The organism is Mogibacterium timidum ATCC 33093, assembly GCF_000525775.1.
Taxonomy (GTDB): domain Bacteria; phylum Bacillota; class Clostridia; order Peptostreptococcales; family Anaerovoracaceae; genus Mogibacterium; species Mogibacterium timidum.
Genome location: NZ_JALU01000021.1, coordinates 65,034 through 81,817 on the forward strand (window position 1 = coordinate 65,034; position 16,784 = coordinate 81,817).

At 46.2% G+C, this 16,784-nt stretch carries 12 protein-coding genes and 1 pseudogene; 8 read left to right on the plus strand and 5 right to left on the minus strand.

Annotation, left to right across the window (positions count from 1 at the left end; translation table 11 throughout):
• Positions 1 to 22: 22 nt before the first annotated feature.
• The 5 genes from HMPREF0581_RS06175 to HMPREF0581_RS06195 all read left to right on the plus strand — a co-directional run bounded on the left by HMPREF0581_RS06175 (position 23) and on the right by HMPREF0581_RS06195 (position 6,302).
• Entirely contained in the window at positions 23 to 982 is a 960-nt protein-coding gene (locus tag HMPREF0581_RS06175; protein ID WP_036381377.1) for a 3'-5' exoribonuclease YhaM family protein, read from the plus strand.
• A gap of 27 nt (positions 983 to 1,009) precedes the next feature.
• Positions 1,010 to 3,235: an SF1B family DNA helicase RecD2 gene (gene recD2 / locus HMPREF0581_RS06180; protein WP_036381380.1), complete on the plus strand. Its 2,226-nt coding sequence runs from the start codon at positions 1,010 to 1,012 to the stop codon at positions 3,233 to 3,235.
• A gap of 12 nt (positions 3,236 to 3,247) precedes the next feature.
• Entirely contained in the window at positions 3,248 to 4,060 is an 813-nt protein-coding gene (locus HMPREF0581_RS06185; RefSeq protein ID WP_156791930.1) for a ComF family protein, read from the plus strand.
• A gap of 253 nt (positions 4,061 to 4,313) precedes the next feature.
• The gene (locus tag HMPREF0581_RS06190) at positions 4,314 to 5,687 is read left to right on the plus strand and encodes a class II fumarate hydratase (protein WP_036381383.1); all 1,374 of its coding nucleotides are present in this window, start codon (positions 4,314 to 4,316) and stop codon (positions 5,685 to 5,687) included.
• A gap of 12 nt (positions 5,688 to 5,699) precedes the next feature.
• Positions 5,700 to 6,302 (plus strand): hypothetical protein, encoded by a 603-nt coding sequence (locus HMPREF0581_RS06195; protein ID WP_009643316.1) that lies wholly within the window; start codon positions 5,700 to 5,702, stop codon positions 6,300 to 6,302.
• Positions 6,303 to 6,642: 340 nt separating this feature from the next.
• On the opposite strand, the gene HMPREF0581_RS06200 is transcribed toward HMPREF0581_RS06195, so the two are convergent.
• Both HMPREF0581_RS06200 and HMPREF0581_RS06205 read right to left on the minus strand, forming a co-directional pair.
• Entirely contained in the window at positions 6,643 to 6,864 is a 222-nt protein-coding gene (locus HMPREF0581_RS06200) for a hypothetical protein (protein WP_036381386.1), read from the minus strand.
• 81 nt (positions 6,865 to 6,945) lie between these two features.
• Complete coding sequence (locus HMPREF0581_RS06205; RefSeq protein WP_036381389.1) at positions 6,946 to 7,464, minus strand: hypothetical protein; 519 nt, start codon at positions 7,462 to 7,464, stop codon at positions 6,946 to 6,948.
• Between the two features lie 413 nt (positions 7,465 to 7,877).
• Here HMPREF0581_RS06205 and HMPREF0581_RS06210 point away from each other — a divergent pair, with 413 nt between their 5' ends.
• Positions 7,878 to 8,972 (plus strand): M24 family metallopeptidase, encoded by a 1,095-nt coding sequence (locus HMPREF0581_RS06210; protein WP_036381391.1) that lies wholly within the window; start codon positions 7,878 to 7,880, stop codon positions 8,970 to 8,972.
• A 27-nt stretch (positions 8,973 to 8,999) separates the two neighbouring features.
• Positions 9,000 to 9,893, plus strand: a complete 894-nt coding sequence (gene pepI / locus HMPREF0581_RS06215) for a proline iminopeptidase (RefSeq protein WP_009643218.1) — start codon at positions 9,000 to 9,002, stop codon at positions 9,891 to 9,893.
• A 290-nt stretch (positions 9,894 to 10,183) separates the two neighbouring features.
• Here pepI and HMPREF0581_RS06220 read toward each other — a convergent pair whose 3' ends face one another.
• From HMPREF0581_RS06220 to HMPREF0581_RS09055, 3 genes and pseudogenes are all read right to left on the minus strand, one after another.
• Positions 10,184 to 10,999 carry a hypothetical protein gene (locus HMPREF0581_RS06220; protein WP_009643189.1) on the minus strand — a complete coding sequence of 272 codons (816 nt, stop codon included), beginning with the start codon at positions 10,997 to 10,999 and terminating at the stop codon, positions 10,184 to 10,186.
• Positions 11,000 to 11,031: 32 nt separating this feature from the next.
• Positions 11,032 to 12,075: a hypothetical protein gene (locus HMPREF0581_RS06225; protein WP_009643231.1), complete on the minus strand. Its 1,044-nt coding sequence runs from the start codon at positions 12,073 to 12,075 to the stop codon at positions 11,032 to 11,034.
• A gap of 298 nt (positions 12,076 to 12,373) precedes the next feature.
• A pseudogene (locus tag HMPREF0581_RS09055) lies at positions 12,374 to 12,526 on the minus strand (helix-turn-helix domain-containing protein); the annotation flags it as partial.
• A 773-nt stretch (positions 12,527 to 13,299) separates the two neighbouring features.
• Here HMPREF0581_RS09055 and HMPREF0581_RS08585 point away from each other — a divergent pair.
• Positions 13,300 to 16,662 carry an IS3 family transposase gene (locus HMPREF0581_RS08585; RefSeq protein WP_084645365.1) on the plus strand — a complete coding sequence of 1,121 codons (3,363 nt, stop codon included), beginning with the start codon at positions 13,300 to 13,302 and terminating at the stop codon, positions 16,660 to 16,662.
• Positions 16,663 to 16,784 lie beyond the last annotated feature (122 nt).

Genomic DNA, 16,784 nt, shown 5'->3' on the forward strand with positions numbered 1-16,784 from the left:
AGACGCATGAGGAGGTAAGCACATGAAAAATGTGAATGTAATAGATATTAAACCGGGCTCCAATATCACTGATTTTTTTATGATTAAGGCGACATCGATAAAGGTCGGTTCTAACGGCAAGGAGTATCATGATCTTACACTCACCGATGCGACGGGGGATCTCTCCGCCAAGAAGTGGGATGTCGATGAGAGCAACGTGGAGTTCCTCAAGTCACTCAAGGTTGGCGATGTGATTAAGGTCAGAGGAACAGTAACCGATTGGAAGGGGCAGACTCAGCTTAGGATAGGACAGATTAGACTGGCTACAGAAGCTGACAATCTCGTGATGCGCAATTTCGTTAAGTCTGCACCGGAGAAGCCGACCGATATGTACGATTACATCATTGGCGAGATTAACGCTATGCAGGATGAAGAGCTCAAAAAGCTTTGTCTGCACCTGTATGAGGGTAATAGAGAGAAGCTCCTGTATTATCCGGCAGCTATGTCCAACCATCACGCTGAATACGGTGGGCTGCTGTATCACATCAAGCGCATGATGATGAGCGCAAATCGCCTGTGCGAGGTATACACCAATCTATCCAGAGATCTTCTGTTAGCCGGGGTTGCGATTCACGATATCGAGAAGCTCAATGAGATCCTGTCTGATAAGAACGGAGTGTCGCCGGGATATTCGTTCAAGGGGCAGATGCTCGGCCACATCGTGCAGGGCATCACTCTTATAAATGATCTGTGTAAGGAGTTCGGCATCGGCGAGGAGAAGGCTGTATTGCTTGAGCACATGATACTCTCTCATCACTACGAACCTGAATTTGGAAGCCCCAAGAAGCCGTTGTTCCCAGAGGCGGAAATGCTTCACTATCTGGATATTGTCGATGCCAGGATGTTCGACATGGAGGAGGGGCTAAAGGGAGTAGAGGACGGAGAGTTCGGAGACCGCGTATGGCCGCTGGACAACAGAAGACTGTACAAGCGTACGTTCTAGCCCGACTGATCGGAAAGTTTATCACTGATGGCAACGACTGAAACCAAGATCGGCAAGATTACACAAGTTATCTACAATAATGAATCCAACGGCTTCGCAATTTGCCTGTTCGAGACGGAGGACGAACAATTTAAAATCTCCGGGACGTTCCATGCGATCAACAGGGAGATAACGTATAAGCTGGAGGGCTGTTTCAAAAATCACCCGCGCTACGGTGAGCAGTTTAACGTGTCCGGATATGAGGAGCAGATGCCGGACGACGCAGAGGGAATCAGAATATTCCTTGCATCCGGGGCGATTCGTGGTATCGGGCCCAATATGGCCGGGAGAATTGTAGATAAGTTTGGCAAGGAGTCGCTCGACATAATCGATGAAGACCCTGATGCGTTGCTCTGCATCAACGGTCTGGGTCCCAAGACGGTGGATAAGATAGTCAAGTCTTATCGGGAGTCGCGCGAATTTACCAAGATTTCGCTGGGGCTCGGAGAGTATGGCGTCATGCCGTCTCAGGCGGTCAGGATTTACAAGCTCTATGGGGATAAGTCACTCGAGGTGGTGAGGCAGAACCCGTACACACTGGTGGAAGATATTTATGGAATCAGCTTCAGCAAGGCGGATGAGATCGCCGGTAAGATCGGAATAGAGCAGGAGAGCGAATTCCGTGTACAGAGCGGTATCAAGTACGCGCTGTCAGTATTTGCAGGCAATGGCAGTACGCATGTACCCAAAGACGTGCTGATTGAGAGCTCTATCAGGCTGCTGGATGTATCTGGTGAGCTAATCGAGGAGAACCTGGTGGCGCTGGCTTTTTCCGGTCAAATAGAGACTGACTCGCTGGACGGAGTGCCGGTTGTGTATCAACACTTCTTCTACCGGGCAGAGCAGAGCGTCACCTTCCACATCAAGAGGATAATGAACGGCTTCATGCCACCGACGGCTGCGAATGTCGACAACCTCATCAACGCTGCCGAGGCAGGTGAACGAATCCGACTATCCGGAGATCAGTGCAAGGCGATACGCGCTGCACTGACCAACAAAATCACCATCATCACCGGAGGTCCGGGTACCGGAAAAACGACTATAATTAATCTCATCGTCAAGATTTTCAAGCAAATGGGTATTTCGGTTGCCCTTGCTGCTCCGACCGGCCGTGCGGCTAAACGTATAACCGAGACTGCGGGCGTTGAAGCGATGACGATTCACAGGCTGCTTGAATACGTGTACTCCGAGGATGATAACCAGATGGAGTTTGGCAGAAACGAAGACAATCCGCTTGAAGAGGACGCGTTTATTGTTGACGAGGCGTCCATGATCGACTTGATGCTGATGGACGGATTCCTGCAGGCGCTGGACAATGACAGCAGACTCATCATCGTCGGTGATGCGGATCAGCTGCCTTCAGTGGGGGCAGGCAACATCCTCCACGATATGATTAACAGTGAATATGTGCCTACGATCAGGCTTGAGGAAATATTCAGACAGGCCGGCGAGAGTCATATAGTTGTCAATGCTCACTCTATAAATAACGGAGAATACCCTGAGTTCAATGGTAAGGATAGCGATTTTTTCTTTATGCATAGGAGCGGTGAAGCGGATATCAGGGACACGATTGAAGAGCTCGTAACAGGCAGACTTGCAAGCTACTACGATTTCGTCAAGGACAGCAGCGATGTACAGGTTCTTACACCTACCAGAAAGGGCGGACTTGGGACGGCCAGTCTCAACGAACTGCTGCAGAGCGTGATTAACCCGGCGATGCCTGCCAGAAATGAGAGAAAATTCGGCAGCAAGACCTTACGAGAGGGTGACAAGGTCATGCAGATACGAAACAATTACCGGATGGAGTGGCGGCAGCTTGGCAGACAGAGCGGACGCGGGATTTTCAACGGAGATATGGGCGTTATCGACACCATAGATACCGACAACGCTAAGGTAATTGTTGATTTTGACGGCAAATTCGTGACGTACGACAACGAGGAATTGGACGAGCTCGAACTGGCTTACGCTGTAACCGTGCATAAGAGCCAAGGCTGCGAATTTCCCGCTGTAATCATTCCTATATCAGGATTTCCGCCGATGCTGGCTACGAGAAATCTTCTGTATACAGCGATTACCAGAGGCAAGAAGCTGGTAATCCTGGTTGGCTCCGAGGAGCGCATGCAGAGGATGATAGATAACAACAGAATAGATGAGCGCTATACGGGACTTGAAGACAGGCTGCGTGAGATAGATCTGGGGCGCGGCCTGACATAGGTCAAGCACAAAATGTGTGCTGAAGGGAAAATCTCCTGCGATATCATTGTATTAAGTGATGTCACAGGAGGTTTTGATTTGAAGCACATAATACTTGACTTGGTGTACCCGGTATCACTCTATTGTATCTGCTGCCACCGATTTGTCGATGAATCCATGCCATACAGTCTGTGCAGCACTTGCCTCAGTAAGCTGCGATGGGCTAATTCCAGGACCTGCGACAAGTGCGGTAAAATCCTAGGAGACCACAATCCGATGTCGATCTGCTATAGCTGCAGGGAACACGGACATTCATTTGACAGAGGATATACATGTGCGGAGTATGGGATGTACGAGAAGGAGATAATTTTCAATCTCAAGTACAGGCATAAGACTCATATTGCGCCGATTATAGCGGAAATCATGCACGACAGGATGGACGCCGTCGTGATGGAAGAGTATCCGGATGTGATAATTCCGGTTCCGATGCATGTTAACAAGGAGCGGAGGCGCGGATTCAATCAGGCTGCATTGATTGCCAAGGCTTTTGCGCGCCTAGAAGGTATGGAATACAGGGGAGATCTCGTCCTGCGCAGCAAAAGCACAAGGGTGATGAAGAGGCTATCGCCGGAGGAAAGACTGAACAATGTGAGGTCGGCGTTTGAGCTGTACGAAGGAACCCGACGATATATTTCCGGCAAAAATATCTGTGTAGTTGATGACATCTATACGACTGGAGCTACTGTTGACTCTATGGCGAGGCTTCTCAAGGGGGCGGGCGCGACGCGGGTCGATGTGATGACCTTTGCGGCGGGCGCGGACATGATTAAGGAAGAGGCTATCTGATTGTAAATACGAGGTCAAAAATGATATTCTAAAGCATAAGGATATGCAAGGTCATGTTCGTGGTTGAAAGTCCAAGCCAGCTACGGGCAAAGGGATCCACGTAAGCTGCTGCGGGGACGGCAGTGATCATGGCGTAGTTTAGAAGTAAGTCCTCCGAGAAACTCGGGTTAAGGCGAGTGTGGGGTCAAAGACCAGGTCGAGTGACCGTGCCGTATCCTTTATTTTTATTGAGAGCAATTCAGGGAGAAACAACATGGAATACAGGATTGAGCGAGATACTATGGGCGAGGTCAAGGTGCCGTCAGATAAGCTGTGGGGCGCTCAGACGCAGCGCAGCTCCATGAATTTCAAGGTAGGCAGGCACATGCCTGTCGAGATTATACGTGCTTTTGCGTATCTCAAGAATGCAGCAGCCTGCGCCAATATGGAGCTTGGAAAGCTGGCGCCGGAGAAGGCTTCATACATAATGATTATCTGTGATCAGATACTTAACGGTGAGCTTGACGACCAATTCCCGCTCGTAGTATACCAGACTGGCAGCGGCACACAAACCAATATGAATGTCAACGAGGTCATTGCCGGAAGAGCGAGAGAGATGGCCGGCATGGCGGTGCTCCATCCAAATGACGATGTAAATATGTCTCAGAGTTCCAACGATACTTTCCCGACAGCCATGAGCATTGCGGCGGTGTTTGTTATGGAGGATAGAGTTTTGCCGGCACTGTCTCAGATGATTGAGACGCTCAAGGGGCTGGAAGAAAAATACATGAATGTAATTAAAACCGGCAGGACTCATCTGCAGGATGCTGTTCCTATGACCTTTGGACAGGAGGTCAGCGGCTGGCGTTCAATGTTTGAGCACGATTACTGCAATCTTGAGAATTCCCTTGCCGGGTTGCGCGAGATTGCTCTAGGAGGAACAGCCATCGGTACAGGGCTCAACGCACCTCCCGGATTTGCAGAACGAGCTGCCGGTGCGTTGTCTGACCTGACAGGGAAGGCATTTGTGACTGCGCACAACAAATTCCATACACTCAGCTCCAAGGACGCATACGTATTTGCACACGGCGCGCTCAAGGGTTTGGCAGCAGATCTGATGAAGATGGCTAACGATATAAGATGGCTGTCCAGTGGGCCTAGGTGCGGATTGGGGGAGATTCATATCCCGGAGAACGAACCGGGAAGCTCAATCATGCCGGGCAAGGTTAATCCGACACAGACTGAATCAGCGACTATGGTTGCCGTAAGGGTTATGGGCAACGATACGGTAGTTGGCATGGCAGCTTCACAGGGTAATTTTGAACTAAATGTATTTATGCCTGTACTTATCGATGCCTTTATTGAATCGGCAAATTTGCTGGCTGATTCGCTGATTTCGCTAGACGAACATTGTGTTTGCGGGATAACAGTTAACGAGGACAAGATGAATGAAAACGCGAGTCGCTCATTGATGGTAGCAGCAGCCCTCAATCTGTATATAGGGTATGAAAACGCCGCAAAGGTTGCCAAGAAGGCATATGCAGATAACTCGACGCTCTGCGAAGCGGGAGTTTTGCTGGGGCTATTTACAGCTGAAGAGTATAGCGAATGGGTAAATCTGGCAGAGATGGCAGGAATTGATAAATAGGGAGAAGAGAGAATGGATAATAACGAACGTGATATTTATTACTGCCAGCTGCCGCTGGTCAAGATGCTGTGCAGCAAGTGGGCAGAGGCGCATCCAAACCGCAAGCGTGCTAATCGCACAGTGCTTGCAGCAATTATACTCGGATTCGGACTGATTTTAGTAGTGCTGTACTATTTAATTAAGAATCCGAATGCTTCACAGTGGTACCTGCACATCTCAATTTGGATTGCGGCGCTGTTAATCTATTTGTCAGGAAGACGCCGTAACGCAGAGAGTAACCCTCCCTTTAAGGGATTGCTCAATGTTAGATATGAGATGAGCGATGAGGGGATTTATTATATCTATCAGGAGAGGCTCACTGTATACACTTATTTTATAGCAGATAGCGACATCGATGAAATCGTGTACGATGAAGATTTCCAAGTGCTGCATATTATCGGAAAGGGCGAGGTGACGGCACAGACTAGAAAGGGCGCGACGGAACCTAAGCCTGTAAATGAATACTACTGCTTGTTGCCTTATGATAAATTTGATATCGACGATATCCTTGGGCCTTATGGCGAGATGATTAAAAAGGTGCACGGGGATTTGCGCAGAAAGTTTGCTGCAAAATAGGCTTAGCTTATAGGGCAAAAAGGAGCTATCGAGCTATCTGTCCGAAAGGCATTGGCAAAGCCGCTGCAATCGTTGAAATTTCAATGACTTCAGCGGCTGTGTCGTTTTGAAATAAGATATGGGGCGAATATCTTGAATGATATTCTATATTGAGACTGTCAATAGGGTCGCCAATTTCGGTGAGACTCTTCTCTAACTGCCATAGAAGGCTAATTTACAGAAAAAATCCCCCACCTCAAAGCATCTCATACACTCGGTGAATAAAATGTGCCGATTATGCAGCACTTGATAGCACCTGCAATCAGTAGCTTCTTCATCGAGCTTCACTCACACTTCACTGTCAGTTGAATCGTTTGTAGTACTTCCCGTTAAAACGCTTCTGCATGTTGATCGGCGGTTTACGATTGACATTGGTTTCTACGATGAACCCGAAGTTCTTATAGATATCTTTGTAAAGGGCTTCTTGGTCTATGGTGTTGATGTCTATTTCCTCTAAACCTGTTGATCCGTCATAGGCAAGGGTTAGATTAAATACTTCATTGAAATGATAATCTCTATCCATGATGTCAGAATAAATGTAGCGACTTTTTTTCTCTGCAGTATTGTAATTTATGATAACTCGTTCACTATCTGTAAATTTACATTAAAAACTTTTCTTTTCCCGTAAATACATATAGAAGGTATAATTGAAGCCCGACAAGAATCCCGCTCCAAGGTATCCGCCTCTTGGTAGATCCCGTGAACCGTTTAACCCTACCATTCCCGGCGTAGTATCATAGATAATACCGTCTTGTTTTGCTAAATTAGACGACTCCGGAATTAATTCCACGAGATTGGCGAGGTCGGTTGCTACACCTTGTGCGGTATCTATGTCAGAAGATATGAAGCTGAGCACTACGGATTGCTCATTCGTAGTGCCGTGTTCCACTATTCTGTAGTTTATAGAAATATTGTTAGCGTTATTATACAGAACCGATATAGAGTTGCCGATGGCATTAGGGAAGAACTGCTCTCCTGAGAATCCGATATCTCTAATACTCCCGTCCCTGTGCTGATATCTCCGATGTCCGCATAGTCCGCAGCCATTGCAATTGGACTTAGATTGAATAGAATAATACAAATTAAAATCAGTATAGAAGAACTTCTTTTTATCATTACACACAGCTCCTAACGTAAACCACACTCTAATATATTTACGTTAACACTTATAGCACTAAATTGATCAATATTCAATATATTATCCGCATGCTCCTAAATCTTTTTATTTACAGCTTTGCTATTGACACGCATCTCTGACGTCTCTGACGTCAATCTCACCGGGGCGTTCGAGGACTTCCGGCTTGAATGAGTTGCCATATTATATAAGATAAGCCTCAACAATCCTTTCATCGATGTACTGTCATTAGAATTTAATGGGGCTGCGGGAACTGCTTAAATGTTGCATCCCCAAACTGTTGACATTTACAAAATTGACTATTTTTACCAAATTATATATTCAAGCAATGGTTAGAGTTGTATAATAGATCTATCACTGATTTAACCCGTGCGAGAGCACGGAAGAAATGGAGGAACATTATGCTAGATAATTCTAAACTGGAAAGAATTGTTGCTAAGATGAAAGAGCAGGATATGCCTCAGATGATTATTTCCGATCCTGTAAGCATCTTCTATCTGCTCGGCAAGTGGATTATTCCGGGTGAGAGAATGCTCGCTCTATACGTCAACGTAAACGGCGATAATCACCTTGTACTTAACAAGCTATTCCCACAGACTGAGGACCTCGGTGTGCCTCTAACTTACTACGATGACATTGAGGATGCTGTTGAGATTCTTGCAAAGTTCGTCGAGAAGGACAAGAGGGTAGGTGTCGACAAGAACTGGCCGGCCAGATTCCTGCTCAGACTGCAGGAGCTCGGCGCCGGAAGCGCATTCACAAACGGTTCTGTAATCGTTGACAAGGTCAGACAGATCAAGGATGCCGGCGAGTACAAGACTATGAAGGAATCAGCTCTTAAGATCGATCAGGTTATGGACGAGCTAATCCCGTGGGTTGTCAAGGGGTTAACCGAGAAGGAGCTCAATGCTAAGTGCGTAGAGCTGTGCAAGAAGGTTGGATTCCAGGGGCTTTCGTTCGATCCTATCACGGCTTATGGTAAGGGAGGAGCAGATCCGCACCACATCACAGATGACAGCAAGGGTAAGTTTGGAGATTCCGTAGTACTCGATATCGGCGGTATGTGGAACAACTACGCATCCGATATTACCAGAACAGTGTTCATCGGCGAGATTAGTGACAGACAGAGAGAGATCTACAACATCGTTCTCGAGGCTAACAAGAGAGGTATCGCTGCTGCTAAGCCGGGCAACAAGATGAGCGACGTTGATAAGGCTGCCAGAGACTATATCACAGAGAAGGGCTTCGGCGAGTACTTCACACACAGAACCGGTCACTCCATCGGACTTGAGGACCACGAGGTAGGCGACGTGTCTCTTGCAAATGACGAGATTATCCAGCCGGGACAGTGCTTCTCCGTAGAGCCGGGAATCTATCTGTATGACGAGGGAATCGGGGTTCGTATTGAGGACATCCTGTACATCACAGAGGACGGCTGTGATGTTCTTAACGAATATCCAAAGGAAGAGCCAATCGTTGTTCCTGTGGAGAAATAAATATATTATTAAGGAGAATTTAGTTCAATGGCTAAAGTTACAGAAGGTTATATGCCTTTTCTCGATTACAGGACTTACTACAGAATCGTAGGCGAGAAGAAGGATAACGGCAAGGCTCCACTGATCTGTCTGCATGGTGGTCCGGGCTCGACACACAACTACTATGAAGTCCTCGACAACGTAGCAGATGATGACGAGCGCCAGATCATCATGTACGACCAGCTGGGGTGTGGGAACTCGTACTTGGACGGACATCCCGAGCTGTGGACTCAGGATACCTGGCTGGACGAGCTCGAAGCTTTAAGAGAGCATCTCGGTCTGGACGAATGCCACATCATCGGACAGTCATGGGGCGGTATGATGCAGATTGCATACGCAATTGAGAGAGCGCCTAAAGGTGTTAAGTCATTCGTTATTTCCAGCGGGCACCCATCGAGCAGCCTCTGGGAGAAGGAAGGTCTCAGACGTATCAAGATGATGCCTCAGGACATGCAGGATGCAATCAATCATGCCCTGGAGACAGGAGATTTCACAGGCGAAGCATACGACAGGGCTGTAGCCGAGTATATGCACAGGTACTGCGACTACTGGATCGGTGCGGATGCTCCGGAGTGCTGCACACGCCCTAAGAAGACAGGCGGCGAGGCTTACCTATATGGGTGGGGGCCTAACGAGTTCGCACCTACAGGCTCGCTCAGAGACTTCGAGTATGTGGACAGATTAGGCGAGATTAAGATTCCGTCGCTCGTTTGCAGCGGAATCTCCGACCTGTGCTCACCTCTCGTAGCGAAGACAATCGCAGACGGAATACCGGTTTCCAAGTGGATTCTCTGGGAGAACTCAAGACACACATGCTTCGTAGACAGACACGATGATTACTGCAGGGTGCTCATCGAGTGGCTTAACGAGCACGACAAGTAGACAACCCTTATGTGTGATAGAGGCTAATTATGATTAGTGGTTAGTGATTAAAAGCGCTTAGTTATTAAAAGAGTTATAGAGTTACAGGACAAAATATGTTGGCAAAAGCCGCTGCAGCCATTGAGATTTCAATGACTGCAGCGGCTGTGCCTTTTAAAGGGATACATTCACTACCTACCGCAGAAGGCTAATTACAGAAAAAGTCTCTCCCCCAGCTCGGAAAAGGTTCACATGCGTAGCTTATATGGTTATTTAGATAGAGTTTATATAATAAACAGCTTCTGTTACTGCTATTTCTTTCCAAACAGCTTGGATAGCAGACCCCTCTTCTTATCTGGCTTATCAGCCTCTGTAGCTGGGATATCATAATTGGACTTCTGATACACTACGTTTTCAGCTATTTCATCGTCAGTCATTCCAGTTGTTTCCCGAACTTGTGCCAAAGCCACATCGCGGTAAATGAGGGCGCCGCGTGGATCGCAGAAGCGTATATCCGAATAGCATGTTGATTTATTTAGATCAAAAGGCTGAACTTCCATTACCTCAGTTGCTTCAATAAGTCCACTATCTGTATTTGCAGCATCTTGAAGGGCAAATCGGAAAACGCCCAAGTTATCCGCACCAAATAGTTCAACGAGAATCTTGTGAACTTCTTCATTATTGTCCAGATCATTTAACAGCTCTTTAACGTGCTCCGAATCGATGAAAATGCCTGTCGAATAATTTTCCTCGATCAAATCGTTACCAGGTGCAGGAATCCATGAAGGCAGGACCTCCGACCAAGGTGTGCGGTATCTGTCCATTTCAGAATACCTTTCAATCACAAACGAAAATGCTGCGCCACGAACATACTGATAGTCGCGGAAAAAGCCTCCGATTATGGGAAGTCCGTATAACAAACCTTTCTCAGAGCGGTCTTCTGCATCAAGCGTCGCAAAGTATTTCATATGATCCAGGTACTTCTCGTGAAAAAATTCTTCACCTTGCGATTCGACAAAAGCATTTAGCACGCTCTCATCTCCATCTCTAAGAGCCTTTAATGGTGCAAAATACCATTCCTCCATCTGTGATTTGCTTATTGGATGATAGCTGATATCAAAACCCATATATACTCCTCCTTAAATAATTATTAGCCTAATTAAAATTGTACCGATATCTCCATGCAGATAGGTGGCTTCACTTTATGTTGATTCTTTGGATAATCCGAGTAATTGATCATCGGATACTGATTTAGATAAACTCTAAGAGCCTTGCGGATAGCTTGCATGTTAGAAATAACTCCGGACTCATCACCCCATTTTAAATAGCGCTTAAGACGCACTCCGTTATAGAGCTCGCCATCAAGGTTGTCTTGAGCAGATATTTCCAGATAACTTGAGGAATCATAATCATCTTTTGGGAAATTGAACACCAGATTGGCAAGCATGTCACTGTACAAGGTGTCTGTTAACTTACCTCTCTTACTTGCATTTGTATTCGCTGCCAGGTAGAAAGGCATATCCGGATATTCATTCAAAGTTACTTCGACTTCACCCTCATGTGAAACCTCATCTGACGGTACTTTCCTAAACGTATATGTTCCGCTTCCGTATTTCGAATCCAGATACGAAGTGATTTTCGTCCTACTAAGATTATCGCGCATTACCGTTTTTTTATATTTACGATCGGTAGATACACGTATTGGCATCTCATCGAAATACATCATCACATATTCGTCTCTGACAACGGCTCCGTAATTGTTATTCATATATTCGCACATCGCCTCGAGCTTCGTGCACATAGTTTCAACATCTGCATCGCTTTTTGCATTATAGCTAATCTTAATTATTCCATCTGAAAATTGGAGTTTCTTCCTCTCTTTTGAGCTGAAAAACTTGGGGACTACAATTCTGCCAACCTGTTTCATTCTGTCCTCGGTATATGTGTATGCGGGAACCGGAATTACACCGCCATGACCGATTTTCTGCTTAATAGTATACTTGATGTCGGGGTAATCCGTTGGCGAAATCTGCCAAGTCTTTTTATCTACTTGCCTAATCTTTGCCCTGCCTTCACCATAACGCTTATAGACCAGCTCTGTAATTCTCTCCGTAGTTAAAGGCTCTCCATCAGGCAAAATACATCCGGAACAAAATACCATGATTAATGCTATTATCAGTCCTAATATGTATATTTTTTTCATATACTACTCTCCATCGCAAAATCGGTAGTGTCTAACGACACCTATGAAAAATATTGTCTAACGCTTGTGTTTTCAGGAGGTTGCGCACAGTTTGCATTAAAAATGAGCAATACACCCTTTTCCCTGTATAATGGTAACGACCAAATCACCCCGTAACAGAAAGGATTTAAAGGATTTGTTGATCATGGCCATTATACAATTACTTATCGATGAAATCTATTATCTTACACATACTTCATCAGCCATATTCTGTAATTATTTAAGCAGGCTGGCAATCGTCTGGGGATACTACCATAATCTATGTGCTAGTCCTATATTCGCTTGGTATCTTTTTATATTGTTTCTTAAAGGCTACAGAAAGCTTGCTTGTATTGGCATATCCGAGCTTTTCCGCAATTTCGGCAATGGATAAACTATTGCCGGATAGCAAGACAAGTGAATGTTCTAATAGGTGTTTTCGTAATTATGTTGCTGTTTTAAGCAGTGTCTTTGAGATATTAACGACAAAATTTCAAGAGTCTTACTTTCATAGTATACCGCCGATGTAATTCCCTCTATCATTTTCTCGCGTATCTGCATGAAAATTCCGGTTATTTCAGGAGTATTATAATCTTTATACATCCGTTACACCACCTGATTTAGTTAACAATCATATTAGAGTTTTTACCTATATTCATAATGTCCGGAGACATCGACAACGTATACTCTCTCGGGTACCCACCCGAGCGGAAGATGCTCTCCTTTTCACTCGAAGCTTGGATTGGTTTTACGCTTTTCCGCTATGTATGCATTTCTGTGAGCTTGTTGAGCGGCCATACTGCTGAATTTCTGACCGCATCGGCATTTAAGTACCTTTCTTTCCTCGTAATGTCCCTGCTCGGGAACCCATACCTTTTGCTTCGCTTGAGTCTGAGCGCTGCCCGATGACGAAGCGGAACTGCCGCTTGAGCTTCCGCTCTTTTTGTCTTTTGTCTTATCCTTGCTCTTATCTGTAGCCTTATCCTTATCCTTGTTATCCTTTGTGTCAGACGAAGAAGAGGCTTCCGAATCACTATCTGAATCAGAACTGCTTGCAGAGCCGGACTCTGTCTGCTTATCGTTTTTGTCCTTGGCCTTAGCTTTATCCGCGTTCTTAATTGCTTTGCTGCTGCAGCCGATTAAAGAAACGTCGTTACCGGTCTATCCGAATCCGGAAAAGCCAAGCTCAAGAAGAACGATACCCTCGTGATTCCTGAAAGCAGTAATAGCGGTGTCAATATAACGGCTGTCGGAGATGGAGCTAATAATGTGCTGGCAAAGGAAGGTCAGGTTGGAACATTTGGATTTGTTGAATCCGGCAAGATATACGTTCCTAAAACCGTCAAGCTTCCATCTTCTATCAGGCAGATTGGAAACAATGCTTTTGCGGGAACTATCGATAATACAGCCAAGAAGATTTATGGTGTTACAAACATTAATCTGCCGGACGGTCTCGAGGCGATCGGTCAATCCGCATTCCAGAATGCGAGACTTACATCCATCATTCTTCCAAATTCCGTAACGAAGCTCGGAATTTCTGCGTTTGGCGGAACCGATTTGGTAGAGAAGATAGTTCTCTCCAAGTCGCTTAAAGAGATCCCGGATGTAGCATTCGGCAGGACGAATGACACAATAGGCATCGCCGATAAGGTGGCAGTTACTGACATCGTAATCCTTGAGGGGGTTACAGATATAGGCAGAAGAGCATTCGTTGGATGCAAGGCCAAGACAGTTAGTCTCCCGGACAGCTTGACCAAGATTGGCGATAATGCATTCATGAACAATCAATTTGAGGAGGTCACTATCCCCGGAAGTGTTACAAATATCGGAAAGGCATCATTCGAGAAGACTGCAGAGGCAATACCTGCGACACTTAAGTCGCTTAAGCTTAAGGAGGGGTTCAACGGCAAGATCGGCTCCAATGCATTTTTGAATCAGCTTCTGACCTCAGTTGAACTTCCTAAGTCATTCAATACGCTGAGCGGTATAGATAAGCGAGCATTTAGAGATAACCCCGTTAAGCCGACGCTGTTGACTGAAAATAAAGAATTGGAAGACGCCTATAACAATATGTCCAACAAGAATGAACTCACATACGTTGTTAAGTATGACAAGTTAGTGGGAACAGGCTGGGCAAGTGATGATTTTACTTACAGCGCGGATGGCTCAACCATCACCGGATTGTCGAGCAGCGGTACCGCCAAGAGAAATGGCGGAAATCATAAGCTGGTGCTTCCGGATGAATCGCCTGCAGGTGCAGCTATAACGGCAATCGCTGACGGCGCATTCGCTATTCCGGAGTCGGAAGTAATCGTTGGTAAGTATGATTTCACTTCCGAGAACGGCTTCGAAACGGTTAAGCTGCCTGCCAAGCTGAAGTCAATTGGAGCTAGAGCATTTGAGTATAATATGCTTAAGGAGCTTGACCTCAAGTCAGAGCCGGAGATGACCAAGATTGGAACCAGCGCATTTCATGGTAACCGCATAATGAGACTGCACATCCCGGATTCAGTAAATGATTTGGGCGAAGGGGCTTTCTCTGCAAATTCAATTATTGAGCTCAAGATGTCCAAGAACGTTAAAAAGATTCCACAGGCTGCATTCTCCATGAACATCCGTCTGCGTGAGATTGAGATTCCGGATACGGTAACTGAGATCGGTCAGATGGCGTTTGCAGGGGCAAGGCTTGAGTCGCTCAAGATTCCTGCATCTGTAACCAAGATAGGAGAGAAGGCGTTCCACCTGCATCACCTCACAGAGCTTACGATACCCGGAACAGTGAAGGAGATCGGAGACTCTGCATTTGAAGGAACCTATAAGGCGCTCACCCTCACCGATCTCAAGATTGAAGAGGGTGTGGAGCATATCGGAAAGTATGCGTTCAAGGAGGGACTCCTTACAAGTGTAGATCTGCCGAAGTCTCTCAAGACTCTTGGCAGTGAACCGTTCCTTAACAACACGGGGACCGACACAAATCATGTAGTAATCCTGAGGACCGAGAACCCGGATCATTTGGCTTTCAACAACGGTGCTGCAACACACAAGGTTATCATGACCAAGGCGATGATAACGTTCGATGCAAACGGCGGAACGATCGAAAAGGGATATGCTGTTCTCAATGCCGACGGCAAGGTTGATGCCCTTCCAAACCCAACTGCACCTGATGCACTTCACGACTTTGAGGGATGGTTCACAGAGCGCGAAGGCGGCAGAAAGGTTTCGGCTGCGGAGAAGTTTGCAGATGGAAACAAGCTGTATGCACATTGGAAGCTCAACACTTCATGGAATGAAGCTGACTTCACCACGGATGGTGATACTGTCACCGGGTTGACGGAAGCAGGCAAGGCTAAGTTAGCTGTAAATCCGGATCTCAAGATTCCGGCAGTAATCGGCGGTAGAGCTATCAGGAAGATAGGAGCCGGTGCATTCTCACCGTCCAAGACCGGTAACAAGACAATCAATACCATTGCAATTTCAATGGGTATAGAGGAAATCGGACAGGCAGCGTTTTCAGGCGCCAACCTCAAGATGCTGGAAGTTCCAAGCTCCGTAAAGATAATCGGCAGAATGGCATTTAACGGTGCACCTCTCGAGCAGGTGAAGTTCTCTGAAGGCCTCAAGAGCATTGGAGATTCAGCATTTGAAGGCCATAAGCTGACCGAGGTCAAGCTGCCTGACAGCCTCAAGACTATAGGCCGGTCGGCGTTTAAGACCAGGTCGGCAGAAAATGCGAGTATCACGGATGTTAAGTTTGGCAAGTCGCTGGAGTCTATAGGCAGAGAGGCTTTTGTAAACCAGAAGATCAAGGAGATTCAGATACCTGAGTCACTTAAGCATATACGCCGTGAAGTTGATCGGATATTTCTGGAAAACAAAGCCCGATATGGATATCGTAGGATACATGCAGAACTAAAAAAGATAGGGATAAAGGTATCGGAGAAAGTCGTCCGCAGAGTGATGAAGGAAGATGGTCTTGAAGTAAAAATCCGAAAAACGAAGAAATACAGTTCGTATAAGGGGGAAATCAGTCCCGCTGTTCCAAACGAAGTACAGAGGAACTTTCATAGCGAGAAACCAAATGAACTTCTTTTGTCGGATATTAGCGAGTTTGCCATTCCGTCAGGCAAGGTATATCTGTCTCCGACAGTAGATTGCTTTGATGGAATGCTTGTCAAGTGGCGAATAAGCGAACATCCAAATGCCGATCTCGTCAATGGCATGCTCGGCGATGTGATTGCGAATATGGGCGAAAAATCTAAACCAATCATTCATACAGATCGAGGATGTCACTATCGCTGGCCGGGTTGGATAGAGAGGATGGAGATAAACGGATATACCGGATCCATGTCACAGAAAGGGTGCTCTCCAGATAATGCTGCTTGTGAAGGTTTATTTGGACGAATAAAAAATGAGTTCTTCTATAATCAGGACTGGAAAAATATGACCATAGAGGAATTCTCACATGAGTTAGATAAGTACCTTCATTGGTACAATGAAAAAAGAATCAAGAAATCGTTAGGGTATTTGAGCCCTGTGGAGTACAGGCGATCTCTTGGATTGGCTGTCTAAGCTATCCAAAAAAACGTCCGCATACCCCTTTGAGGAGGAAAGACTGTTAAGCGTGGCAAACGCAAGGCAGGGATGGTACCGAATGGCTACTATCCGGGATATTAATTTCCTGCTAAATCCAA